Origin of the sequence: Ruegeria sp. HKCCD4884, from assembly GCF_013110855.1 — a bacterium.
Lineage (GTDB): Bacteria > Pseudomonadota > Alphaproteobacteria > Rhodobacterales > Rhodobacteraceae > Ruegeria.
This window is the reverse complement of the sequence record NZ_WVRJ01000002.1, coordinates 172,543-195,660: the sequence shown is the minus strand read 5'-3', so window position 1 is coordinate 195,660 and position 23,118 is coordinate 172,543. Positions and strand designations below refer to the sequence as shown.

19 protein-coding genes are annotated in these 23,118 nt (G+C 57.6%); 12 read left to right on the top strand and 7 right to left on the bottom strand.

Features of this window, described 5'->3' with window-relative positions; translation table 11 throughout:
- Positions 1 to 129: 129 nt before the first annotated feature.
- The gene (locus GS636_RS03380; RefSeq protein WP_171668440.1) at positions 130 to 1,515 is read right to left on the bottom strand and encodes a M20/M25/M40 family metallo-hydrolase; all 1,386 of its coding nucleotides are present in this window, start codon (positions 1,513 to 1,515) and stop codon (positions 130 to 132) included.
- Between the two features lie 321 nt (positions 1,516 to 1,836).
- Between GS636_RS03380 and hemA the strand changes: the two genes are divergently transcribed.
- The 4 genes from hemA to GS636_RS03360 all read left to right on the top strand — a co-directional run bounded on the left by hemA (position 1,837) and on the right by GS636_RS03360 (position 6,068).
- Positions 1,837 to 3,060, top strand: a complete 1,224-nt coding sequence (hemA, locus tag GS636_RS03375; protein WP_171185781.1) for a 5-aminolevulinate synthase — start codon at positions 1,837 to 1,839, stop codon at positions 3,058 to 3,060.
- Between the two features lie 129 nt (positions 3,061 to 3,189).
- The gene (locus tag GS636_RS03370) at positions 3,190 to 4,395 is read left to right on the top strand and encodes a helix-turn-helix domain-containing protein (protein ID WP_171668439.1); all 1,206 of its coding nucleotides are present in this window, start codon (positions 3,190 to 3,192) and stop codon (positions 4,393 to 4,395) included.
- 71 nt (positions 4,396 to 4,466) lie between these two features.
- Complete coding sequence (gene ispG, locus GS636_RS03365) at positions 4,467 to 5,588, top strand: flavodoxin-dependent (E)-4-hydroxy-3-methylbut-2-enyl-diphosphate synthase (RefSeq protein WP_171090637.1); 1,122 nt, start codon at positions 4,467 to 4,469, stop codon at positions 5,586 to 5,588.
- Positions 5,589 to 5,651: 63 nt separating this feature from the next.
- A complete protein-coding gene (locus GS636_RS03360) occupies positions 5,652 to 6,068 on the top strand; it encodes a VOC family protein (protein ID WP_171668438.1) in 417 nt (138 codons plus the stop codon).
- Between the two features lie 127 nt (positions 6,069 to 6,195).
- Here GS636_RS03360 and GS636_RS03355 read toward each other — a convergent pair whose 3' ends face one another.
- Positions 6,196 to 6,954, bottom strand: a complete 759-nt coding sequence (locus tag GS636_RS03355) for a DsbA family protein (RefSeq protein ID WP_171668437.1) — start codon at positions 6,952 to 6,954, stop codon at positions 6,196 to 6,198.
- Entirely contained in the window at positions 6,951 to 8,333 is a 1,383-nt protein-coding gene (locus GS636_RS03350; RefSeq protein WP_171668436.1) for a M48 family metalloprotease, read from the bottom strand. Before GS636_RS03350 ends, GS636_RS03355 begins: the two co-directional genes overlap by 4 nt.
- On the opposite strand from GS636_RS03350, the gene GS636_RS03345 reads away from it, so the two are divergent.
- The 3 genes from GS636_RS03345 (at position 8,332) to GS636_RS03335 (ending at position 13,366) form a co-directional block, all read left to right on the top strand.
- Positions 8,332 to 9,495, top strand: a complete 1,164-nt coding sequence (locus GS636_RS03345) for a pyridoxal phosphate-dependent aminotransferase (RefSeq protein ID WP_171668435.1) — start codon at positions 8,332 to 8,334, stop codon at positions 9,493 to 9,495. The genes GS636_RS03350 and GS636_RS03345 overlap by 2 nt on opposite strands.
- A 66-nt stretch (positions 9,496 to 9,561) precedes the next feature.
- On the top strand, positions 9,562 to 10,782 hold the full coding sequence (locus GS636_RS03340; protein WP_171185769.1) for an N-acetylmuramoyl-L-alanine amidase: 1,221 nt from the start codon (positions 9,562 to 9,564) through the stop codon (positions 10,780 to 10,782).
- Between the two features lie 94 nt (positions 10,783 to 10,876).
- Entirely contained in the window at positions 10,877 to 13,366 is a 2,490-nt protein-coding gene (locus GS636_RS03335) for a PBP1A family penicillin-binding protein (RefSeq protein ID WP_171185767.1), read from the top strand.
- On the opposite strand, the gene GS636_RS03330 is transcribed toward GS636_RS03335, so the two are convergent.
- Positions 13,360 to 14,190, bottom strand: coding sequence for an aminoglycoside phosphotransferase family protein (locus GS636_RS03330; RefSeq protein ID WP_171668434.1), 831 nt, complete (start codon positions 14,188 to 14,190; stop codon positions 13,360 to 13,362). The genes GS636_RS03335 and GS636_RS03330 overlap by 7 nt on opposite strands.
- A 77-nt stretch (positions 14,191 to 14,267) precedes the next feature.
- Here GS636_RS03330 and prfB point away from each other — a divergent pair, with 77 nt between their 5' ends.
- From prfB to GS636_RS03310, 4 genes are all read left to right on the top strand, one after another.
- On the top strand, positions 14,268 to 15,395 hold the full coding sequence (gene prfB, locus GS636_RS03325; protein WP_171090621.1) for a peptide chain release factor 2: 1,128 nt from the start codon (positions 14,268 to 14,270) through the stop codon (positions 15,393 to 15,395).
- Position 15,396: 1 nt separating this feature from the next.
- On the top strand, positions 15,397 to 16,101 hold the full coding sequence (locus tag GS636_RS03320) for a M50 family metallopeptidase (RefSeq protein ID WP_171668433.1): 705 nt from the start codon (positions 15,397 to 15,399) through the stop codon (positions 16,099 to 16,101).
- 104 nt (positions 16,102 to 16,205) lie between these two features.
- Positions 16,206 to 17,606 carry an amidase gene (locus tag GS636_RS03315; protein WP_171668432.1) on the top strand — a complete coding sequence of 467 codons (1,401 nt, stop codon included), beginning with the start codon at positions 16,206 to 16,208 and terminating at the stop codon, positions 17,604 to 17,606.
- A 25-nt stretch (positions 17,607 to 17,631) separates the two neighbouring features.
- The gene (locus tag GS636_RS03310; RefSeq protein WP_171668431.1) at positions 17,632 to 18,429 is read left to right on the top strand and encodes a DUF2189 domain-containing protein; all 798 of its coding nucleotides are present in this window, start codon (positions 17,632 to 17,634) and stop codon (positions 18,427 to 18,429) included.
- On the opposite strand, the gene GS636_RS03305 is transcribed toward GS636_RS03310, so the two are convergent.
- The 3 genes from GS636_RS03305 to GS636_RS03295 form a co-directional block, all read right to left on the bottom strand.
- Positions 18,426 to 19,145 carry a helix-turn-helix domain-containing protein gene (locus tag GS636_RS03305; protein WP_171668430.1) on the bottom strand — a complete coding sequence of 240 codons (720 nt, stop codon included), beginning with the start codon at positions 19,143 to 19,145 and terminating at the stop codon, positions 18,426 to 18,428. The two genes, GS636_RS03310 and GS636_RS03305, sit on opposite strands and share 4 nt — an antisense overlap.
- 306 nt (positions 19,146 to 19,451) lie before the next feature.
- Complete coding sequence (gene ilvN, locus GS636_RS03300; protein WP_170382781.1) at positions 19,452 to 20,012, bottom strand: acetolactate synthase small subunit; 561 nt, start codon at positions 20,010 to 20,012, stop codon at positions 19,452 to 19,454.
- 69 nt (positions 20,013 to 20,081) lie between these two features.
- Positions 20,082 to 21,833: an acetolactate synthase 3 large subunit gene (locus GS636_RS03295; RefSeq protein ID WP_171090613.1), complete on the bottom strand. Its 1,752-nt coding sequence runs from the start codon at positions 21,831 to 21,833 to the stop codon at positions 20,082 to 20,084.
- Positions 21,834 to 22,256: 423 nt separating this feature from the next.
- On the opposite strand from GS636_RS03295, the gene GS636_RS03290 reads away from it, so the two are divergent.
- Positions 22,257 to 23,102, top strand: a complete 846-nt coding sequence (locus GS636_RS03290) for a 2OG-Fe(II) oxygenase (protein ID WP_171668429.1) — start codon at positions 22,257 to 22,259, stop codon at positions 23,100 to 23,102.
- Positions 23,103 to 23,118 lie beyond the last annotated feature (16 nt).

Sequence of the window (23,118 nt, the reverse complement as noted above, 5' to 3'; positions counted from 1 at the left end):
AAGGGGGCGCTGCCCCCGCCGCGGCAAGCCGCGACTCCCCCGAGGTATTTATAGCCAGATGAAGCAGGGGATCCGTACTTCATCTGGCCCAAAATACCTCGGAGCGCGAGGCAGAGCCTCGCAAAAAACCTACTTGTTCAAAGCATCCAGAATTCGGGCCCACGAGCGGATGCCCTTGTGGAAACTTTTGACGTCATATTTCTCATTCGGAGAATGGATGGCATCATCTTCGTTTGCATAGCCAACCAGCATCGAATCGAGCCCAAGCACGGTGTTGAAATACCCGACGACCGGGATTGACCCGCCCATGCCTGTAAACACTGCCTCGCGCTCCCATTCATCGGAAAGGGCTGCGCGCGCGGCTTCGAATTCCGGTCGGTTGATGTTCATGACGGAAGCAGGAGAGCCTTCGGAGTCATTATCCCAAACGACTTTAGCATCCGGAGATAGGCGTTCCTCGACGTGTTTGCGGATCTTCCTGCGCAACGCATCGGGGTTCATATCGCCCACAAGGCGGCAGGTAATTTTACAATGGGCTTCCGACGGGATCACGGTTTTCGAACCAGCGCCATTATAGCCGCCCCATAGGCCGTTCACCTCCAGTGTTGGACGTGCCCATTGCTGTTCAAGTGTCGAATACCCCTTTTCTCCATGCGGTTGGGTATAACCGACCGAGTTCAGGTAATCAGCTTCGTCGAAACCGCAGTTTTGCCATTGGCGCAGTTGGTTTTCGGGTACTTCGTGCACGCCCTCATAAAACCCTTCGACCGCGACGCGCCCGGTTTCGTCATCGTAGAACGAGGCGACGATTTTTGACAATTCCCGCAGCGGGTTCAGGCCGGGGCCACCATAGTGGCCGGAATGCAGATCGATCCGGGGACCTATGATTGTGAACTCGTCCTTCAGCATGCCGCGCAACTGGGCGGCAATCGAGGGAACGCCGCGTGACACCATCGAGGTGTCGCAAACCAGTGCCAAATCTGCTTTAAGCTCGGCCGCATTTTCCTTGAGGAAAGGAACCAGAGAGGGCGAGCCGGATTCTTCCTCGCCTTCGAAGAAAAAGGTGATGCGACAGGGCAGGGACCCATGGACGGCCTTCCAGGCCCGGCAGGCTTCGACAAAGGTCATCAATTGTCCTTTGTCGTCAGATGCGCCGCGCCCGCGGATCACCGGACCATGTGCTGTTTCTTCAATCGCGGGATCGAAAGGATCGCGGGTCCAGAGGTTCAAAGGGTCGACTGGCTGAACATCGTAGTGACCGTAGAACAGAATATGCGGGGCGTCTGTGTCCTCTCCCACATGACCGAAAACCATAGGGTGGCCGGGAGTTTCCCGCTTTTCAGCAGCAATCCCGATACTGCGGAGGTCATCGACTAGCCAATCTGCGGCGCGGCTTACCTCGTCCTTGAATGCGGGATCGGTTGAAATGGACTGGATTCGCAGCAATTCCATCAGACGGTCGATCGACGTTTGCAGATCATCGTCAATCCGGTTCAGCACGGTGTCTAGCGACATAGGGGGCTCCTGCTTTTCTAGTTTGGGCGAACCCTAGCAGCGTCAACGGCGCCGTCCAGAGCGGTTGTGACGAAAAGTTGAGCTGTCCACTCAGCACTTTCGCGCAACGGCACCTGCGTCGTTTCCACGCGTTCGATGGCCGTAACTTTACTTGTCGTAGGGGGCGCAACCTTTTATTTGATGCAAATCAAAGTTGGGTTCACCTGTTCGGCTGTAACCAGCTAAACTAAGGAACGCAAAGCCGCTGAAGCAGGTTAAACTGTTTAAGGCGGCAGACTATTAGCCCAAGGGAAACCATTTTGGGCGCTCAAGGAGGGTCCGTTGGACTATACTGCTCAGCTCGATTCAGCGATCGCAAGGCTGCACGACGAAGGACGCTACCGGACCTTCATCGACATCGAACGTCGCAACGGACATTTCCCTCATGCGGTACGCACGCGTCCGGATGGGTCGCAGCAGAACATCACCGTATGGTGCGGCAATGATTACTTGGGCATGGGCCAGCACCCTGTTGTTCTGAATGCCATGCACGAGGCTGTGGACGCCGCAGGTGCAGGATCTGGCGGGACGCGCAACATCTCTGGCACCACGGTCTACCATAAAAGGCTTGAGGCCGAGCTGGCCGATCTGCACGGCAAAGAAGCCGCGCTGCTGTTCACAAGCGCTTATATTGCCAATGACGCAACGCTCAGCACTCTGCCCAAGCTGTTTCCTGGTCTGATCATTTATTCCGACGCGCTGAATCATGCATCGATGATTGAAGGTGTGCGCCGCAATGGTGGCGCCAAGCGGATCTTCCGGCACAACGACTTGGCGCATCTGCGTGAGTTGCTTGAAGCAGACGATCCTGCCGCGCCTAAGCTGATTGCGTTTGAGTCGGTCTATTCGATGGACGGCGATTTTGGTCCGATTGAAGAAATCTGCGATCTGGCAGATGAATTCGGCGCTCTGACCTATATCGACGAAGTTCACGCGGTTGGGATGTACGGCCCGCGTGGTGGCGGCGTGACCGAGCGGGACCGTCTGGCCCATCGGATCGACATTATCAATGGCACGCTCGCCAAAGCATATGGCGTTATGGGGGGCTATATCGCCGCCAGCGCCAAGATGTGTGACGCTGTGCGCTCTTACGCGCCGGGTTTCATTTTCACCACTTCGTTGCCGCCTGCTGTCGCTGCGGGCGCCGCCGCTTCGGTCGCGCATCTGAAAACCGCGCAAGAGCTGCGTGACCAGCATCAGACCCAGGCCAAGATCCTCAAGCTGCGACTGAAAGGTATGGGTCTGCCTTTGATTGATCATGGCAGCCACATTGTGCCCGTGATCGTTGGTAACCCTGTGCACACCAAAAAGCTCAGCGATATGTTGCTGGATGATTATGGCATTTACGTGCAGCCCATCAATTTCCCGACTGTCCCGCGCGGCACCGAAAGGCTTCGGTTTACCCCGTCTCCGGTGCATGGACCCGACGAAATGAACCGTTTGGTGCAGGCGATGGACGAACTTTGGTCACATTGTGCGCTAAATCGCGCCGAACTTGCCGGTTAACCTCACGCCAAAGTGTGCAACGTGATTGCCGCGTGTTAAGCTTAGGTTAACAAAATTGGCAGACGAATCATTGTGGGGATGATTCGCCGCTAACGCGAAATACGCGACAGGCAGAATGGGGCAGCAGGGATGATTGGGCGCAGATCTCAGCGCGAGTCCGAAGAAGATGTAGACGTCAGGCCAAAAGGGTTTGACGATTACGAGATTCGATTAGGCGACAAGATGCGCGGTGAACGCGCAACGATGGGCAAATCTCTTCTGGATGTTCAACGTGAGCTGCGGATCAAAGCCAACTACATCGCCGCAATCGAAAACGCCGATCCTGATGCATTTGATACACCCGGCTTCATAGCCGGGTATGTGCGTTCTTATGCACGTTATCTGGGCATGAACCCGGATGAGACTTTTGCGACCTTCTGTCAGGAAAGCGGGTTTGAAGTCGCGCACGGCATGTCGGCCGAAGCATCGGTTGTCCGCAAACCCACGGGTGGTCTTCCGGCACGTGGTCCGATGGGACGCGATCCGTTCATCTCGCCCAACACGCCCTTCATTCCGGGCAAGGAACCTCTGGTCAGCCAGATTGAGCCTCGGGCCATCGGGTCTTCGCTGGTCTTGTTGGCGGTCATTGGCGGCATCGGCTACGGCGGCTGGGCCGTTCTGAACAAAATCCAGCAGGTGCAAGTCAGCCCGGTAGAACAAGCCCCCGTCGTTTTGTCAGATTTGGACCCGCTGGATGCAGCGCGCAGTGCTGTATCAGACGATCCTGTTGAAACAGCAAGCGCTGAAGCGCTGGACCGTCTTTATCGTCCGCAGGCTTTGGACGTTCCGGTTCTGGTGGCACGTGATGCGCCTATTTCAACGCTTGATCCGCGTGAGGTCGGAACGTTCCGTCCGCCCGAACTGCCGCAGTTCGAAGTGGCAGATGTACACACAGTTGAACGTCCCGCATTGCCACAGGTGGTCGAGCAGATCGACACAACGCTAAAGATCGTGGCCGTGGACCCGGCTTGGATGCGCGTGACTGCGGCTGACGGCAGCATCATCTTTGAAGGCACTTTGGGCACGGTTGAACAAGGCAGCGTTTTTGAGGTGCCCCTGACAGAAGAACCACCGCAGTTGCGGGCCGGGGCGTCTGGGTCGGTTTACTTCTCAATGAACGGTGAGCATTACGGCCCGGCCGGGGCACCGGGTACGGTTGCCAAAGGTGTCGTCTTGTCGAAAGACGCCGTGTCCGAGACTTATGCCGTTGCCGATCTTGAGGCCGAGCAGAACAGCGCGCTCAAGCAACTGGTGGCTGAACTGCAGACCGAGGCGACAGAAGCGCCCGCCGAGTGATCTAGCCATTGCGGTGACCCCGTTGCCGAACTATCTACTGTCGCAACTCTGGCAGACGCGGATCCGTCCTTATGTCCCTCAATCACGTACGCCCCTGGCGCGACATCTATCGCCGTAAATCCCGTCAAATCATGGTTGGCAACGTCCCGGTTGGCGGCGACGCGCCCATCGCGGTGCAAACCATGACCAACACGCTGACCACCGATGTGGCAGCGACCGTGGCGCAGGTTCAGGCCGCAGCCGAAGCGGGCGCCGATATTGTACGCGTTTCGGTCCCGGATGAGGCATCGTCCAAAGCGCTGAAAGAAATCGTGCGCGAAAGCCCCGTGCCGATTGTGGCAGATATTCACTTTCACTACCGCCGTGGCATCGAAGCAGCCGAGGCAGGGGCGGCTTGCCTTCGTATCAATCCCGGCAACATTGGCGATGAAACTCGTGTGAAGGAAGTGATCCAAGCTGCGCGCGACCATAATTGTTCGATCCGCATCGGCGTGAACGCGGGGTCTTTGGAAAAGCACCTGCTTGAGAAATACGGCGAACCATGCCCCGAGGCGATGGTGGAAAGCGGGTTGGAACATATCCGTATCCTGCAAGACAACGACTTTCACGAATTCAAGATCAGCGTGAAGGCCAGCGATGTCTTCCTGTCTGCCGCCGCTTATCAGGGCATTGCCGAGGCCACAGACGCGCCTATCCACCTCGGTATCACCGAGGCTGGTGGGCTGGTCAGCGGCACCATCAAATCGGCCATCGGTCTGGGCAACCTGCTGTGGATGGGAATCGGCGACACGATCCGCGTCAGCTTGTCCGCAGACCCGGTGGAAGAGGTCAAAGTTGGCTTTGAAATCCTGAAATCTCTGGGTCTTCGCCATCGCGGTGTGAACATCATTTCGTGCCCGTCCTGCGCCCGGCAGGGATTTGACGTGATCAAAACCGTGGAACAGCTTGAGCACAGGCTAGAGCACATCAAGACACCGATGAGCCTTTCGATCATCGGCTGTGTCGTGAACGGTCCGGGCGAGGCTTTGATGACCGACGTTGGCTTTACCGGCGGCGGGGCAGGGTCCGGCATGGTCTATCTGGCGGGCAAGGCCAGCCACAAGATGTCCAACGATCAGATGATTGATCACATCGTGGAGCAGGTCGAAAAAAAAGCGGCTGAACTGGACGCGCAGGCCGAAGCGGCAGAGTAACGGCGCTTTCAATAGAAGCTTTCCACGCGTCGCAAATGGCAAGTCTGCAAAAGGGGGCTAGGAATGATCTCCTATATCGCCGTTGGCGTAAACGACATCGCACGCGCCGAGCAGTTTTACTCTGCTTTCCTGCCGTCCTTGGGGTATGAACTGGAGAGGTATCATGGCGACTTGAGCTATGCCTTGCCGGTCCAGCCAGGCCAGTCCGTTGCCTTGCCAGAATTTTATGTGAAATCCCCGTTCGACGGGCAACCAGCCTCAGCCGGTAATGGTACGATGGTTGCGTTTGAGGCACGAAATCAAAAGCAGGTTCGTGATCTTCACGCGGCAGCGATTGCCGCCGGTGGGGCGGATGAAGGCCAGCCAGGCTTTCGGGACGCATACGGTGCGCATTTCTATGTTGGGTATCTTCGCGACCCACAAGGCAACAAGATCGCGTTGTTTTCCAGCAATCCAGACGAACCTGGACGAGACGGATAGATCAGAAGTTATCGAAGTTCTTAAGGTGAGAGGCTTCGAGATCTAGCAGGGTGCACGTGACCTTTTGCTCAATGTCGACAGTACACTGAGTCGGGCTTGGGGCGGACCAAGCCGCCCCATCCCTTATTTACCCGCGTTCAGCACGCACACCATCCGCGATCTGTTTCATCTGATCGGCAGGCAGGAAGCCACGCAGCATTTCGGTGCCCAGAACAAAAGAAGGCGTACCCGAGATTTGCATCCGTTGCGCCAGCGCTCGGGTGCGGGTGATTTCATCCGTAACGCTGTCGCTGTCCATCGCGGCGATGATCGCGTCGCTGTCCAGGCCCAATCCGTCCGAGATGCGGCGTAAAGAGATTTCATTTGGCTCGCCGGTGAACTCCAGCAGCGCGTCGTGGACCTGTTTGTAAGCGTCGTCTCCGGCCACCTGCTTGGTCGCAACCGCAAAGCGCGAGGACAAGACAGAGGCATCACCCAGAATGGGGAGCTCTTTGATGACAAGGCGGATATTACCGTCTTCGGCCAACAGGCTGGCAACTTCGGGAACGGCACGTCGGCAATAGCCACAGCGGTAGTCCATGAATTCGACCAGAGTGATGTCTCCATCCGGGTTGCCGCCCACCCAGCTATAGCCGTCGTTGAAAAGCTCGTCTTCGTTGGCCGCGATTAGTTCCTTGTCAGCCAGCGCTTCGGCTGCGGCGTTGCGCTGTTCCAGGATGTTGATCGCTTCGATAATGACTTCGGGGTTTTCCAGCAGGTATTCCCGTACCTGCGCGCCAAACTCAACCTTTTCGGCATCGCTCATCGCCTTCAGGTCCAGCGCCTGCGCCGAGGTCGCAGCCATGGAAAGCCCCAGAAGGGCGGGTGCAGCATGTCTGAGGATCATTTCCGTTTCCTTTTGTTTCTCTTGAATCGTTCGGATGCAATCAGCACGTCTTGTGCCCTTTGCCAACCCGGTGAACCTTCGGGCAGTCGCGCCACGGCGCGTTTTGCGTGAATTCCGGCATCTTCTAGTCGCCCTTGCAGCGCATACCGCTCGGCTGTCACGGTCGATGCCATGCCGTTGTTACCCACTTTTGCATATGCAACGCCCAGATCCTGCATCAAACGCGCGTTCCGAAAATCGCGCGCACGCGCTTGTTCCAGGGCAGTAAGAGCCTGTTTGGTCTTGCCTTGCGCCAGCAGGGCCCGCCCGTAACCTGCAAGGATCAGAGCATTGTTGGGGGCCATTTCAACGGCATTTGCATAAGCTTCAACAGCTTCGCTTACCTGCCTGTTTTCCAACAGAATTTGCCCCTTCAGATCATAATAAAACGGATCATCCGGACGGATAGCCAGCGCTTCATCAATTGCGGCACGTGCTTGGGAGAGGTTGCGGTTTTGATGATGGGCCGAGGCTTCGCGCATCAGGCGAATGTCCCGATCGGTCTCTTCCTTGGCGCGTCGCAAGGTCCAGTTGGGCGATCGCAAAAACGCCGAGAGTTTGCCTTTGACGCGGGCAAACCAATAGTCGGCGGTTGGATTCGGAACGGCCTTGTCTCCAAATTCGTCCAGAAAAGCTTCGGCTGCGCGCAGGCGTTCGCGGCTGGTGGGGTGCGACCGCATATAGGGATCCTGATTGGCAGCGCTCAGCAACTCCTGTCCTGCGAATTTCCTGTGTAGTTCCACCATGCCGCTTGGTGAGATCCGCGCCCACCGAAGATAGCTGGCGGCACTGCGGTCCGCCGAAGCTTCTTCGGCGCGGGTGTGGCCCAGAAAACTGCGAAGGGCTGCGCCCCGCGTGCCGGCGGCGATGCCAATAGCAGCTTCTCCGCCGCCCGCTGCAGCCGCAAGCAGAGCCAAGGCTGTGCCAAGGCCCGCATTACGCTGAGCAGCTTTGAGGTTTTCGGCCCGGCGCGCCAGGTGGCCATTCGCGATATGAGCGGCTTCATGTGCGATGACGGCCTGCAACATTTCCGGGTTCTCTACGCTTAGAATCAGACCGTAGTTCACGTAGATGGCATTGTAGTCGATGACAAAAGCGTTGAACGTGTTGTCGTTGACGACCAGGATCTGAACGCGGTTTGTGTTCAACCCCGCTGCGCGCAGCACGGGAAAGGCCAGTTCACGCAGCCCATACTCGATATCGGGATCGCGGATCAGGCTTTGCGCATGGGTTTGCGCCACTGCCGCCAGCCAGACAACAGCTGCAAGCATCAGAGCCGGGATTGACGCCAGCCTGGATACGCGTTCAAAAGCCATGGCTGCAACATGGGAGATGGGCATGAGAAACTCAACCCGGTCCGGGGTCGATCCGTTTATTGTGATGGACGTGATGGAGGCCGCGCGCAAAGCGGAAGAAGCAGGACGCCATATCATCCACATGGAAGTCGGTCAGCCGGGGACAGGGGCCCCCAAGGGCGCGACCGAAGCGCTGGCAAAGGCAATGGAGCAAGGCCCTTTGGGTTATACGGTGGCTTTGGGGTTGCCTGCGCTCAGGCAGCGGATCGCGCGGCTTTACGGAGAGTGGTATGATGTTGACCTGAACCCGGATCGAGTGGTCATCACCCCCGGATCCTCAGGCGGGTTTCTGCTAACCTTCACGGCGTTGTTCGACAGCGGGGATCGTGTCGGTATCGGCGCGCCCGGTTATCCCTCTTACCGCCAGATCCTCAAGGCGTTGGGTCTGGTGCCCGTCGATCTGCCAACGGCCCCTGAAAACAGGTTGCAGCCTGTCGCCGATGACATTCGAGGTATGGACCTGAGGGGGCTGATGGTGGCCTCGCCTGCAAACCCAACCGGCACGATGCTGGATCACGCGGCCATGGGGGCGCTTATTGACGCAGCGCAGGGGCAAGGGGCGTCGTTCATAAGTGACGAAATCTATCACGGGCTGGAATACGAAGCCAAAGCTGTCACCGCACTGGCGCTGACGGATGAGTGCTATGTGATCAACTCATTCTCCAAATATTTCTCGATGACCGGCTGGCGCGTCGGATGGATGGTGGTGCCGGAAGGTCAGGTGCGCGTGGTTGAGCGGATTGCCCAGAACATGTTCATTTGCGCGCCCCATGCCAGCCAGGTTGCAGCACTGGCGGCAATGGATTGCGAAGACGAATTGCAGGCCAATCTGGACGTGTACCGCCGTAACCGCGCGTTGATGCTGGACGGTCTGCCCAAGGCCGGGTTCACGAACATCGCCCCGCCGGATGGCGCGTTTTATGTTTATGCTGACGTGTCTGACCTGACCAATGACAGCCGTGCCATCGCGGCCGAGATTCTGGAAAAGGCAGGCGTTGCGGTAACTCCGGGTCTCGACTTCGACCCTCAGCGTGGTCACACAACCCTGCGTTTTTCGTATGCCCGTGCGACGGCAGATATTGAAGACGGTCTTGAGCGTTTGCGCCTGTTCATGGCCGAACGCGATGCGATCGCGGAGAAAGCCTGAGCCGTTCACAAAACGCAGCTAGTGTTATAGGCTGCCGTCCAAACGATCTCGGGAAAACTTGAGGCTATGAGCAGGATCTTCTTTTGCATCGCCCTGATATGGGCGCTTGCCAGCGGTGCGATGGCGCAGGATTTCAGCGCGCTGGCGCGTGTCCAGCCAGACCAAAGCCGCATTACGGATGTCGGGCGTACTGGGGTGCAGGTGAATATCGGCCTCAGCCAAGGGGTGCCGTACCGGATCTTCACCTTGCAGGACCCGTATCGGATGGTTCTGGACTTTAACGAGGTCGACTGGACGGGTTTGAAGTCGCAGGACTTCCTGCAATCAGATCGCATCAGCGGTGTTCAGTTCGGAGCTTATGTTCCTGGCTGGTCGCGTCTGGTGCTGGAGCTAGGCGCACCCATGGCGGTTGATACAGCGCAATTGTCAGTTGCCGAGGATTCGGGTGCTGCCGTATTGTCCCTGAACCTCAAGGGCACGGATTTCGACACGTTCAACGCAACCGCAGGTGCGCCGCGCAATCCGGGCTGGGACCTGCCGGAACCCGCCAACCTGCCGCAAGCGGAACCACGCAGCGCCGACCGGCCCCTGCGTGTCATGCTGGATCCGGGTCATGGCGGAATTGATCCGGGTGCCGAAGTCGGCGATGTGAATGAGAAGACGATGATGCTGACTTTCGCGCGTGAGCTGCGGGAAGTTCTTTTGCGTTCAGGCAGATACGAGGTGGTCCTGACGCGGGTTGAGGATCAGTTCGTGTCGCTTGAGCGTCGGATTGCCTTGGCCCATCGCGCGGGTGCCGATCTGTTCATTTCGCTGCACGCTGATTCCCTGTCCGAGGGGCAGGCACATGGCGCGGCGGTCTATACTTTGTCCGATGATGCCTCGGATGTAGCAAGTTCAAAACTGGCCGAGCGACACGACCGGGGGGATTTGCTTTCGGGTGTTGATCTCAGCGGCTCGGACGATCAGGTGGCCGATGTTCTGCTGGATCTGGCGCGGCAGGAAACCAAGCCGCGCACACGGTCGCTGGCCTCGGCAATTGCCAACGGCATGGCGCAGCAAGGTGGCCCAATGAACCGCAAACCGCTGCGCACGGCGTCTTTTTCCGTGCTCAAGGCGGCGGATATCCCTTCTGTTCTGGTCGAGCTTGGATTCTTGTCCAGTCCCAGAGATCTGAAAAACCTCAAGGATCCGGAATGGCGGTCGAAAATGGCTCTGGGTATTTATCAGGGGCTTGAGGATTGGCGACAGCAGGATGTGATCCGTAAATCCCTGATTGGCCAGTGACCTTACGGCGCAAACCGGCTAGAATACGCTTGGTGTTTTGACCCTCAGGCGGCGCATCACTATATAGACGGCACCGCGAGTAAAAGGCAGTAACGTGATCCGGTTCATTCTTTCGTTTTTCGGGGCCATCTTCAGCCTCGTTACTTTGGGTATTTTCATGGCCGCACTGGTAATCGGTGCGGTGTTTTGGATGTATGGGCGCGACCTGCCCAGCCATGAATCGCTGGCACAGTACAAGCCTCCGACCATCAGCCGGATCTATTCGGGCGAAGGTCAGCTGATCGACGAATTCGCGCAAGAGCGTCGTCTGTTCACCCCATCCGAGGAAATTCCTGATCTGGTGAAGCAGGCCTTCATTTCGGCGGAAGACAAGAACTTTTACACCCATCAGGGATATGACCCGCGTGGTATCATCGCCGCGGGGGTTGAGGCCGTGCGCAGCAAGGGCGAAACCGTGCGCGGGGCCTCGACCATCACCCAGCAGGTGATGAAGAACTTCCTGCTATCGGGTGACCGCCGAGCTGAACGCAAGATCAAGGAAATCATCCTCGCCACCCGGCTTGAGGATACCTTGGACAAGGAACAGATCCTCGAGCTTTACATGAACGAGATCTTTCTGGGTCAGAACTCGTACGGTGTGACGGCTGCGGCGCAGACCTATTTCAACAAGACCTTGCAGGAACTTGCTCCGCATGAGGCCGCGATGTTGGCCGCAATGCCAAAGGCACCGTCGGATTACCACCCGGTTCGCCAAAAAGAACGCCTTCTGGCCCGCCGCAACTATGTGCTGCGTGAGATGAACCAGAACGGCTATATCGATCAGGCGACCTATGAGGTCGAAGTCGAAATGCCGCTGCGTTCGGTGCAGAACGGTGACTTTGAAAGTTTCCGCACCGCTTTGCCGCCGCGGGACTATTTCACCGACGAAATCCGCCGCCAGTTGAGCGAGGATTTTGGCGAAGGCGAGTTCTTTACCGGCGGCTTTACGGTTCGTGCGTCTGTGGACGAAGAAATGCAGATCGAAGCTGCCAAAGCCCTGCGTACCGCGCTGCAGAAATACGACCGCTCACGCGGCAGATGGCGTGGAACCGGCGAAGTGATCCCGGAAGAAACGTTGACGGATGAGGCGCAGTGGCGCGAAGCGTTGTCGGTCATGGAAATTCCACGCGATGTGGTGCTACCGACCCGATGGTATCCTGCGGTCGTCTTAAATGTCGAGGACCAGCAACTCACGGTCGGGATCGAAAACGGGCCTGCGGATGGTGTTGTCCCACGTTCAGACATCAAATGGATGCAGGGCGATTTTGCAGCGAACTTCAAACGCGGTGACGTGATCCTTGTCATGGCTGGGGAAGAGGGGCAGTGGTCCGCCCGACAGGTGCCCGAAGTGCAGGGCGGCTTTGTTGCGATGGATGTGAACTCGGGGCGTGTTCTGGCGATGCAGGGCGGGTTCTCTTATCAGGACACAGTGTTCAACCGCGCCACGCAGGCACAGCGTCAGCCCGGATCGTCCTTTAAGCCCTTCGTCTATGCCGCCGCACTGGACAGTGGCTATAGCCCCGCAACCATCGTTGTGGATGCCCCGATTGAGGTGAACACGCCACAGGGTCTGTGGCGTCCCAAGAACTCGTCGAACAAGTTCTACGGACCGACGCCGCTGCGCACCGGGATCGAGCAGTCGCGGAACCTGATGACCATCCGTCTGGCGCAAGAAGTCACGATGCCGGTGGTTGCAGGCTATGCGGAACGCTTTGGCGTCTACGACCGGATGGGAGCATTCCTTGCCAACTCGCTGGGGTCCGAAGAGACGACGCTCTACAAGATGGTGGCTGCCTATGCGATGTTTGCCAATGGCGGTCAGCGGGTCGAACCCACTCTGGTCGACCGTATTCAGGACCGGTTCGGCAAAACCATCTATCGCCACGACGACCGTCAGTGTCTGGATTGCGATTCCACATGGATGGCCGCTGATGAATCTCCGACCCTTGTGACGGACCGCCCTCAGGTGATGGATGCGATCACAGCCTATCAGTTGACCTCAATGATGACGGGCGTTGTGGATCGTGGCACTGCTTCGCGTTATGTCAACCTGCCGGTTCCGACAGCGGGAAAGACCGGAACCACCAATGAATCCAAGGATGCGTGGTTCATCGGATTTACCTCGAACATCGTGGCGGGATGCTACATCGGCTACGACCGCCCGCGTCCGATGGGGCGGGGGGCTTACGGCGGCACGATGTGTGGCCCTGTGTTCCAAAGCTTCATGGAAAAAGCTGTCGAGAAATACGGCGGCGGTCCGTTCGAAGTGCCGGAAGGCGGTCATTTCATCAAGATCGACCGTTTCAGTGGCGCGCGGCTGCCTGACGATGCAAGCGGTGACTATGTTGTGGCTGAATTCTTCCGTGACGGCGTCGACGGGTTTATCGACCGTGTTTATGACGGCGGATTTGCCATCGGTTCGGATCTTCCTTTGTTTGAGGAAGTGCAGCGCGCAGGCGTGCAGGTTCAGACCTCGACAGGTCAGACGGTCACTGTCGGGCCCAAAGCCACGCAGGGCGACCTGAGTACTGGCGGGCTTTACTGACCAGATTGACGCAGAAGCAGAGACAAAAGGTCTGCTTCTGGATCGTTTTTGATGGCTCCATCGGATCGCCAGTAAATGGACAAGGCGCATTTGACGGCGGCCCATTGGGCCAGCCGTTCCTTTGGTACTCTCAGCGCTTTGGAGTAGAGCGACAGGCAGGTTTCGATCTGCTGAGGATCACGCACCAAATCTGGCATTCCTTTTGGGTGGCGTAATGCATTTGCCAGCTCAAACGTCGGGTCTCCGACATACCCTTTGGCATCGAAAACCCGTGGGCCTGCATCGGTCATGATGATGTTGTCAGGGTGAAGATCCCCGTGAAGAGGCACGGGCGCTGGTTGGCTGTTCAACAGATGCCGGCCCATGTCCATGGCGGACAGCATGTCATTGCGCAGAAGGGCTGGGCATGTTGGCGCAAAAGCGCAAGTAAACAACGGGGTGAAAACCTGGTCCAGGGGTCTCAAACCCTGATCCCGGATGGTGGGCTTTCCATGCAGACGCGCAGCGGTTTCGGCAAGGATTCTAGTGGCGTCATCGGGGCGCCCCGAACGCGCAATGTCACCCAATGACGGACCATCCAGCCATTCCATTAGAACAGCGTTCCGCTCTTCGTTGAAAATACGAACCGCACCCCGGTCTCGCCACGCATTCAACAGCGCACTGCCGGGTGCTTCGTTGCCGCGATCCTGTGTGCGGTAGAGTTTCAATGCGGCGGGTCCGTGTTTCGACGACACTTTCCAAACCTGCGCCTGACCGGTCTCGGCAACCAGCTCTGGCTGATGCAGGTTCCATTCGTCCAGAAACTCGTCGCATGTGCTTGGCATTCGCGGTCGGCCCGTCTTGTGGTGTCTTGCACCTCTTGCTATCACGCAAGCCTGATTGAGCAAGTTGGGACAAGACCATGCGCGCCGAAACCCAGAACATCGTGGCGGAAATCGAAAAGTCGTTGGAGCTGCTGGCGCAGCGTATGGACTATGAAACCGCGCCGCATCGCCTTGAGGAATTCAACGCGCGTGTCGAAGATCCGAACCTGTGGGACAACCCTGAAAACGCGCAGAAGCTGATGCGCGAACGGCAGATGCTGGTTGACGCCATCGAGACCTATGAAACCATCAAAACCGATCTCAGCGACAATATCGAGCTAATCGAACTGGGCGAGATGGAAGAGGATGAAGAGGTCGTTCAGGACGCCGAAGCTGCGATCAAGGCGCTGCAGGGTAAAGCCGCCAAGAAAGAGCTTGAAGCGCTGCTGGACGGTGAGGCAGACAGCAACGACACCTTCCTCGAAATCAACTCGGGCGCAGGTGGTACCGAAAGTTGCGACTGGGCTTCGATGCTTGCGCGGATGTACGTTCGCTGGGCCGAGAAAAAGGGCTATACGGTTGAGCTGCAGTCCGAAACCGCAGGCGAAGAGGCGGGCATCAAATCTGCCGCGTATAAGATCTCGGGCCATAACGCTTATGGCTGGCTGAAATCGGAAAGCGGCGTGCACCGGCTGGTGCGAATTTCGCCTTTTGACTCGGCGGCGAAACGCCATACCTCGTTCAGCTCGGTTTGGGTCTATCCGGTGGTGGATGACAATATCGAGATAGAGGTGAACCCGGCCGACATCCGCATCGACACCTACCGGTCCTCCGGCGCAGGTGGTCAGCACGTCAACACCACGGACTCGGCGGTACGGATAACGCACATTCCAACCGGGATTGTGGTGACCTCGTCCGAGAAATCGCAGCACCAGAACCGCGATATCGCGATGAAGGCCCTGAAATCGCGCCTTTATCAACAGGAACTGGATCGTCGGAACGCGGATATCAACGCCGCGCATGAGGCCAAAGGCGATGCAGGTTGGGGCAACCAGATCCGGTCCTACGTGTTGCAGCCGTACCAGATGGTCAAGGATCTGCGCACGAACCATGAGACTTCGGACACCAAGGGCGTTCTGGATGGCGATCTGGACGGTTTCATGGCGGCAACGCTGGCTCTGAACGTGGCAGGTAAAAGCCGGTCCGAGGCGCAGGGCGACAGCTAAGGTGAAGCGCCAAAGCTCTTTTCTCAATTTGTTGAAAGGGCACTGGCAGCTTATTGCGATCACCACATTGGTTTTTCTGCTTTGGAACACACCCGCTGTGGTTCCGCTGAAAATTCTGATCGTCTTTCTGCACGAGCTGTCTCACGCCGTGACGATAATTTTGACCGGCGGCTCGGTCGAAAGCTTTTCGATCTCACCACAGCAGGGTGGGCTGGTGATCGGTCGGGGTGGCAACCGGTTTCTCAGCCTGTCCGCCGGGTATCTTGGCTCGCTTTTGCTGGGCATGGGCCTTTTGATCATTGCTTTGCGTACGCGGGCTGACCGTGCAGTTCTGGCAGGTTTTGGCGGGGTCATGAGTTTGGTAGCTGTGCTTTACATCCGCAATCTGTTTGCACTTGTGTTTTGTATCGGTGTCGGGTCGGTGATGATCGCCACCGCCTGGTATCTACGCCACGAGGTCAGCGACCTTGTGCTGCGCGTCATCGGGTTGACCAGTGTGATCTATGTGCCGTTCGACATCTTTGACGACACGATCCGACGCTCTGGCATACGCTCTGACGCGTTCATGTTGGCCGAGGAGTTCGGCGGAACAACAATGATGTGGGGCGGGGTGTGGTTGGTGCTGAGTACCCTCGCGATTTATCTGTGCCTGCGTCATTGCCTTGGGCCGGACAGCAACTTGCATTTTGGTCGTCCGGCAAGGTGAAGTGTTCCAGTGCTGTGGTGGCAAAAAGATACATTTAAACAGTGGGTTTAAATGAGCTGAACCGCTCGCTAGGCTGTTGAAGACGAACAACAGACCGGCGTGTTATGGACCTGACCAGGATATCGGCTGCAGAGCTTTTGAAACAACTGATAACCCGACAGGTTTCAGCCACGGATGTGATGCGCTCCACACTTGATCGTATCGCGGCGGTGAATGGCGATGTGAATGCTATCGTTGCGCTGCGCGATGAGAGTGCGTTGATGGACGAGGCGCGCAAGCACGACAGTGACCCAATCACCGGCCCGCTGCACGGGCTGCCAATTGCGGTCAAGGATTTGGTCAATGTGGCAGGTGTGGTCTCGTCTCACGGATCGCCTTTGTTCAAAGGTGTCGTGCCGGACAGTGACGATCTGATTGCCGCCCGGATGCGGGATGCGGGGGCGATCCTGATCGGAAAGACCAACACGCCGGAATTCGGATTGGGCTCGCACACATTCAACCCGGTTTATGGTGCGACGCGCAACCCGTATGACGCCGACTATACCTGCGGAGGTTCGTCTGGTGGGGCGGCGGTGGCCCTGGCCACGGGTATGGTGGCGCTGGCAGACGGATCCGACATGATGGGCAGCCTGCGTAACCCAGCGGCCTGGAACAATGTCTACGGCTTTCGCCCAAGCTGGGGCAGGGTGCCGTCTGATCCTGTCGGCGACAGCTTTCTGCATCAATTGTCGACACTTGGCCCCATGGCCCGCAGCCCCGAGGATCTGGGCATTTTGCTCGACGTCATCTCGGGGCCAGACCCGCGCCTGCCTTTAGCCTCTGAAAGTACTCTGGTGTCACCGGTGACACCGGCGGACATGCAAGGGCTGCAGATCGGTTGGCTTGGGGATTGGGGCGGGGCGTTCCCGATCGAGCCTGGCATTCTCGACCTTTGCAAAGATGCGTTGGCCGTGTGTGAAAGCTTTGGCGCTGATGTGCAAGACGTGGATCCGCCTTTCGATGCGGAACAGCTTTGGAAAAGTTGGATCACGCTGCGGTCGTTCAGCGTTGCGGCGGGGCTGGAGCCCTTGGCAGCACAAAAGGATCATCTGAAAGATACCGCACAATGGGAACTGGATCGCGGCCTGTCCATGCGCGCGATGGAGGTGCAGCACGCCAGCGTTATCCGCTCTGACTGGTTCCGCTGCGCGGCGGACCTGTTCACTCGGTTTGACGCACTGGTTCTGCCATCCGCACAGGTCTGGCCCTTCGGGATCGAGACCCCGTACCCGACCAGTATCGTGGGTCGGGCCATGGATACCTATCACCGATGGATGCACGTCACAGTGCCGGTCAGCCTGATTGGATTGCCCTGTTTAGCGGCGCCTGCTGGCTTTGGATCAAACGGATTACCGATGGGGTTCCAGCTGTTTGGGCCAAGGGGCTCAGACAAGAAACTACTGTCAATTGGGGCGGCCTATCATGCCGAAACCAACTGGCCAAATAAGAGACCGGCGATGCCATAACGCCGGACAGGGAGGAGAGGACATCATGGAAAAGCCTTTTGGAGTGCCGGAAATGCGACCGGTCGATACCGACATGCTGCGCACTGCATTGCAGCGCGCATGGGCCGATTTCCGTCGCGCACCTTTATTCGGGCTGATTTTTGCGGGTTTTTATGTGCTGGCGGGCTGGGCCATGGCGTGGGTGACTGTGCAAACCGGAACAACCTTCTGGCTGGTGCTGGCAGCCATCGGGTTTCCGTTGATCGGACCTTTCGCAGCGGTCGGGCTTTACGAGGTCTCGCACCGGCTTGAGCAGGGTGAGCCTTTGGATGTTGCTGCAATCTTTGGTGTGGTGCTACAGCAGAGCCGTAGGCAGTTGCCGTCGATCTGCGCGATCATCGTTGTGATGTTTCTGTTCTGGTTCTTTTTGGGGCACATGATCTTTGCCCTGTTTCTGGGGCTGGCAACGATGACGAACATCTCGACCTCGACCGAAGTCTTCTTCACTCTGAACGGCCTGACCATGCTGGCCGTTGGAACGGCGGTAGGGGCGATCTTTGCGACCGTTCTGTATATGATCACCGTTCTGTCGATCCCGTTGTTGCTGGATCGTGAACTGGATTTTGTCACGGCCATGATCACAAGCTTTTCCTACGTAAAGGAAAACCTGTTTGTCATGCTGGGCTGGGGCGCCTTTATCGCGGTTGTAACGTTCGTGGCGATGGTGCCGTGGTTTCTGGGGTTGTTAATTGTGCTGCCTTTGCTCGGCCACGCGAGCTGGCATCTGTATCGGCAGATCACGCAGGGTGATGGTCAGCAAGACGCCGCATCTGCGACCGATTAGAAATGCTGCGCCAGATTGTTTGTGGATAGGCGCGCAGCGGCAAAAATCGCGGCCGAGTCGTGCCCCAGATACTTGAGGACTACCGGTTCCGGGTTGGATGTATCGGCTGAGTTGACCACAGATCCGCGCCATTGAACCGCTGTTCCCGTGGCATCGGGTGAGATCAGATAGACCCGGCTGTTATGTCCGCCCCGCTGGGATGTCAGCATGTACACGGTATCGCCGCTACAGGCTGCGATCCCTTGTATCTCACGGGCCTGCGGTGGGGCTTCGGGCATCGCCGCACGCGAAACATAGCCCCGTATCAAGGTGCATTGGGTCAGTGGTCGGGCGTGCAACAATGTCATGCGATGCTCGTCCGAAAGGCTTTCGATCACCGCATAAAACCCGGGTGCAAACGGCGATTTCTCAATCGCGTCTGACCCGGAGCCCAGAAACTCGGTCAGGGCTGAGGTTGCCGGGTGACTCTCTGACTTTTCGATCTCATCCAGCGGTTTCAGAAGGATGCGGGCATCCACGTCGAAAAAACGACAGATCCGGTCCAGAACATCGGGTCGGGGAACGCTTTCTCCAGTAAGATACCGGTTGAACTGCGTCCGGTTCACCCCGAGTTTGCGGCACAGGGCCGAGATCGAGCGATGTTGCTGCGCCAAGCGCCGAAGATTCTCGCTGAACATTGCGCGTAGCTCTTCAGGACTGCGGGTATCGTCGGTCATGGCCGTCCAAGTGTTGCTTTGCCTTCGGATGAAACCAACTGAACACCACGGCCAAGGCCAGTTGAACAGTGATAAATCGCACAGAATAACCCCAAGCAACGTATCCCCACGTCGCGTTGCACACCCAACGCTAGCGCCGTATAGCGCAAAGGCAATAGGCTTTATCTGAAAATGACTGATCTTTATCCGGAAGCTCGGGCCCCTATTGCAAAAATAGCGCAATAAGGCCACGTGGGCGGCGAGCGCGTTGCGCCGCCAACCCATGAAGTATCCCCGCCCCAAAATACCTCGGAACGGGAACGAAATTTAATCGCCGCGCAGCAACGCTGCGACACCGGTCCGCGCGATCTCGACAAGGCCAAGCGGGCGCATGAGATCGGCAAACGCATCGATCTTGTCAGGCGCGCCGGTGATTTCAAAAATGAATGAGTTGAGCGTGCTGTCGACTACATTGGCGCGGAAAATATCGGCCAGGCGCAATGCCTCGACCCGTTTGTCTCCTTCACCAACCACTTTGATGATGGCCAATTCCCGTTCGACCGATGGGCCTTCGACCGTCAGATCATGCACATCATGCACGGTCACGATCCGGCCCAACTGCGCCTTGATCTGCTCGATCACCTGAGGGGTTCCGGTGGTGACGATGGTGATGCGGCTGAGATGGCCGGTGTGATCCACCTCGGCCACGGTCAGGCTTTCGATGTTATAGCCACGGCCAGAGAACAATCCAATCACACGCGCCAGAACGCCGGGTTCGTTTTCGACCAGAACCGCGATCGTGTGGCGTTCCTGTACGTCCGAGAAGGTGGGGCGTAGGTTATAGGCCGAATGGCGGGTGGAGCCTTTTTTGATATGTAGGGCAGACATTTATGTCCCTTTCATCATCCTTTAGATGCCGGGCGCAACAAGGCGCCCGACCAAATCCGTCGAATTGCGTTAAACCAGAACCGAACCTTTGGAATCGATCACGCCCTGCGTCTCGGCCTCGCCCAGCAGCATCTCATTATGGGCCTTGCCCGACGGGATCATGGGGAAGCAGTTCTCGTGCTTTTCAACCAGACAGTCGAAGATCACCGGGCCGTCATAGGTGATCATTTCCATGATCGCATCGTCCAGATCGGCGGGGTCGGAACACAGGATGCCTTTCGCGCCAAACGCCTCAGCCAGCTTGACAAAATCGGGCAGGGCCTCGGACCAGCTGTGCGAATACCGCTCGCCATGCAGCAGTTCCTGCCACTGGCGGACCATGCCCAGACGTTCGTTGTTCAGGATGAACTGTTTCACCGGCAGGCGGTACTGAACGGCGGTGCCCATTTCCTGCATGTTCATCAGCCACGACGCTTCACCGGCCACATTGATCACCAGCGCATCCGGGTGCGCCATCTGCACACCGATAGAGGCCGGGAAGCCGTAACCCATCGTGCCCAGACCACCGGATGTCATCCAGCGGTTGGGGTCTTCGAAGCCGAGGTACTGCGCGGCCCACATCTGATGCTGGCCCACTTCGGTGGTGATATAGCGGTCGTGCTTTTTGGTCAGTTCCTCAAGCCGTTGCAACGCGTGCTGAGGTTTGATGGTCTTTTCGCTGGCTGTGAAGGCAAGGCAGTTCACCTTGCGCCACTCAGAGATCTGCGCCTGCCATTGCTTGATAGCCGCCGCGTCGGTCTTGCGACCGCGCGCTTTCCAGACCTTCAGGATGTCTTCCAGCACATGGGCCACATCGCCCACAATCGGGATATCGACGCGGATCACCTTGTTGATGGACGAGGGGTCAATATCGATATGCGCTTTCTTCGAGTTTGGAGAGAACGCATCGACGCGCCCGGTGATCCGGTCATCGAACCGCGCACCGATATTGATCATCAGGTCGCAGTCATGCATCGCAAGGTTGGCCTCATAGAGACCATGCATTCCCAACATGCCCAGCCAGTTTTCACCGGACGCGGGGTAGGCCCCCAATCCCATCAGGGTCGAGGTGACCGGGATACCAGTCGAATCGACCAACTCGCGCAGCAGTTGGCTGGCCGCGGGGCCCGAGTTGATCACGCCGCCACCTGTGTAGAAAACCGGCTTTTTGGCGGTTTCGATGGCCGCAACCAGCTCGGTGATTTCCTCAAGGTCGCCCTTCAATACCGGCTGGTAATGCGATGTCGAAGGCTTCGGGCTGGTGTATTCGCCGGACGCAAACTGAACGTCCTTGGGGATGTCGATCAACACAGGGCCGGGGCGGCCCGAGGTAGCGACATGGAACGCCTCATGCATGGTCTCGGCCAGCGAATCCGTGTCCTTCACCAGCCAGTTATGCTTGGTGCAGGGGCGGGTGATGCCAACTGTGTCAGCCTCTTGAAACGCGTCTGATCCAATCATGAAGGTCGGCACCTGACCCGTCAGAACCACAATCGGGATCGAATCCATCAAAGCATCGGTCAGGCCGGTAACAGCGTTGGTGGCCCCGGGACCAGAGGTCACAAGCGCAACGCCGGGCTTGCCGGTCGAACGCGCATAGCCTTCGGCTGCGTGAACCGCACCTTGTTCGTGACGCACCAGAATGTGGCGAATGTCATTCTGCAGAAAGATCTCATCATAGATCGGTAGGACGGCGCCACCGGGGTATCCGAATACCGTGTCCACGCCCTGATCCTTGAGGGCCTGAACCACCATCTTTGCGCCGGTCATCTCACGTGTCATCTGCTTTGCTCCGTTCGCGACATGTGTCTTGCGTTTTGCCAAAAAAAAGCCCCCGATTTTTTCGGAGGCGCATGGGTTCGATTATGGTTTTCCGTTACCGGCCCATGCGCGTTTTTCCTACGATTACGACTAGCGCTTTCATCGCCAGAGGCTCCTTCTTTGCGTGCAGGGACATTATGGTCGGGGGGAAGGGGCGTCAACAGGCAAAATCGCAAATTTCCTGTCCTGAGGGCGGTAATTTGCGACATTTTATTGCGCAGATTGCCGCATGTTGGGAACTTCCGGGAAAGCGCGGCTCGATTCTCTGGTTTTGCGGTCGCATTTTGGGGTCTGAAAGCGTCAAGCCAATGTCTGAAATTGGCATGATCCGCCGATATGTCTGCTGCACGGTCATCCGTAGGGCGCATGCAAGGGAGGCGGAAAATGCTGCAAGACCTGGTAGACCTTGGACGGTACCCGATCGATTGCCCAGACTCTCCAGCCTATGATCGGTTGATCAGAGACCTGAGGCAGGAGCTGGAGCATGATGGGTGCGCGGTCCTGCCCGGGTTTGTGCATGAAAAAGGCATCGCGCTTTTGGCCGAGGAAGCCGATGCCGTTGCCCCCAACGCGCACCGCTCTTTCAGCCGCACAAACGCATATTTCACCAAGGACGATCCACGATTTGGTATCGGGCATCCGATACGTCGGTTCTATGAACGTTCAAACGCCTTTGTCCCGGCGGACAACTTCCATCAGTCCGGTCCCTTGCGGCGGATTTATGAGTTCGCGGACTTTCTGCCGTTCATTCGGGATGCTCTGAATGAACCCGAGGATCGGTTCTTCCGCTATGATGATCCGCTTGCGGATGTGATCATCAACGTGGTGGAAGAAGGGCAAGGCTTTCCCTGGCACTTCGATACGAACAACTACACAGTGACCCTGGCCATCCAGAATGGCGAGGCAGGAGGGGCGTTCGAATACGTTCCCAATCTTCGCACATCTGAAGACGAGAACTTTGCTCAGGTAGCCTCGGTTCTGGACGGCAACATGACGCGTGTTCACCAACTAGAACTTCAGCCTGGGGATCTGCAGATTTTCAAGGGGAGGTATTCACTGCACCGGGTGGCACCTGTCACGGGACAGCGACGCCGCTACGTCGGAATTTTCTCGTTTGTCGAAGCTGAAGGCATGTGCGGCGGGGTCGAGCGGACGCAGCAGCTTTATGGCCGTGTGTTGCCGCACCACTATGAACGCGCGGGTCTGCGCAAAGATCAATTGCTGGATTGAAAACCCGTCGTGGGTA

Coding starts and splice junctions, on each gene's coding strand:
- GS636_RS03380 (WP_171668440.1), bottom strand. CDS start 1,515: ATGTCGCTAGACACCGTGCTGAACCGGATTGACGATGATCTGCAAACG.
- GS636_RS03370 (WP_171668439.1), top strand. CDS start 3,190: ATGATTGGGCGCAGATCTCAGCGCGAGTCCGAAGAAGATGTAGACGTC.
- ispG (WP_171090637.1), top strand. CDS start 4,467: ATGTCCCTCAATCACGTACGCCCCTGGCGCGACATCTATCGCCGTAAA.
- GS636_RS03360 (WP_171668438.1), top strand. CDS start 5,652: ATGATCTCCTATATCGCCGTTGGCGTAAACGACATCGCACGCGCCGAG.
- GS636_RS03355 (WP_171668437.1), bottom strand. CDS start 6,954: ATGATCCTCAGACATGCTGCACCCGCCCTTCTGGGGCTTTCCATGGCT.
- GS636_RS03345 (WP_171668435.1), top strand. CDS start 8,332: ATGAGAAACTCAACCCGGTCCGGGGTCGATCCGTTTATTGTGATGGAC.
- GS636_RS03350 (WP_171668436.1), bottom strand. CDS start 8,333: ATGCCCATCTCCCATGTTGCAGCCATGGCTTTTGAACGCGTATCCAGG.
- GS636_RS03340 (WP_171185769.1), top strand. CDS start 9,562: ATGAGCAGGATCTTCTTTTGCATCGCCCTGATATGGGCGCTTGCCAGC.
- GS636_RS03330 (WP_171668434.1), bottom strand. CDS start 14,190: ATGCCAAGCACATGCGACGAGTTTCTGGACGAATGGAACCTGCATCAG.
- prfB (WP_171090621.1), top strand. CDS start 14,268: ATGCGCGCCGAAACCCAGAACATCGTGGCGGAAATCGAAAAGTCGTTG.
- GS636_RS03315 (WP_171668432.1), top strand. CDS start 16,206: ATGGACCTGACCAGGATATCGGCTGCAGAGCTTTTGAAACAACTGATA.
- GS636_RS03310 (WP_171668431.1), top strand. CDS start 17,632: ATGGAAAAGCCTTTTGGAGTGCCGGAAATGCGACCGGTCGATACCGAC.
- GS636_RS03305 (WP_171668430.1), bottom strand. CDS start 19,145: ATGACCGACGATACCCGCAGTCCTGAAGAGCTACGCGCAATGTTCAGC.
- ilvN (WP_170382781.1), bottom strand. CDS start 20,012: ATGTCTGCCCTACATATCAAAAAAGGCTCCACCCGCCATTCGGCCTAT.
- GS636_RS03295 (WP_171090613.1), bottom strand. CDS start 21,833: ATGACACGTGAGATGACCGGCGCAAAGATGGTGGTTCAGGCCCTCAAG.
- GS636_RS03290 (WP_171668429.1), top strand. CDS start 22,257: ATGCTGCAAGACCTGGTAGACCTTGGACGGTACCCGATCGATTGCCCA.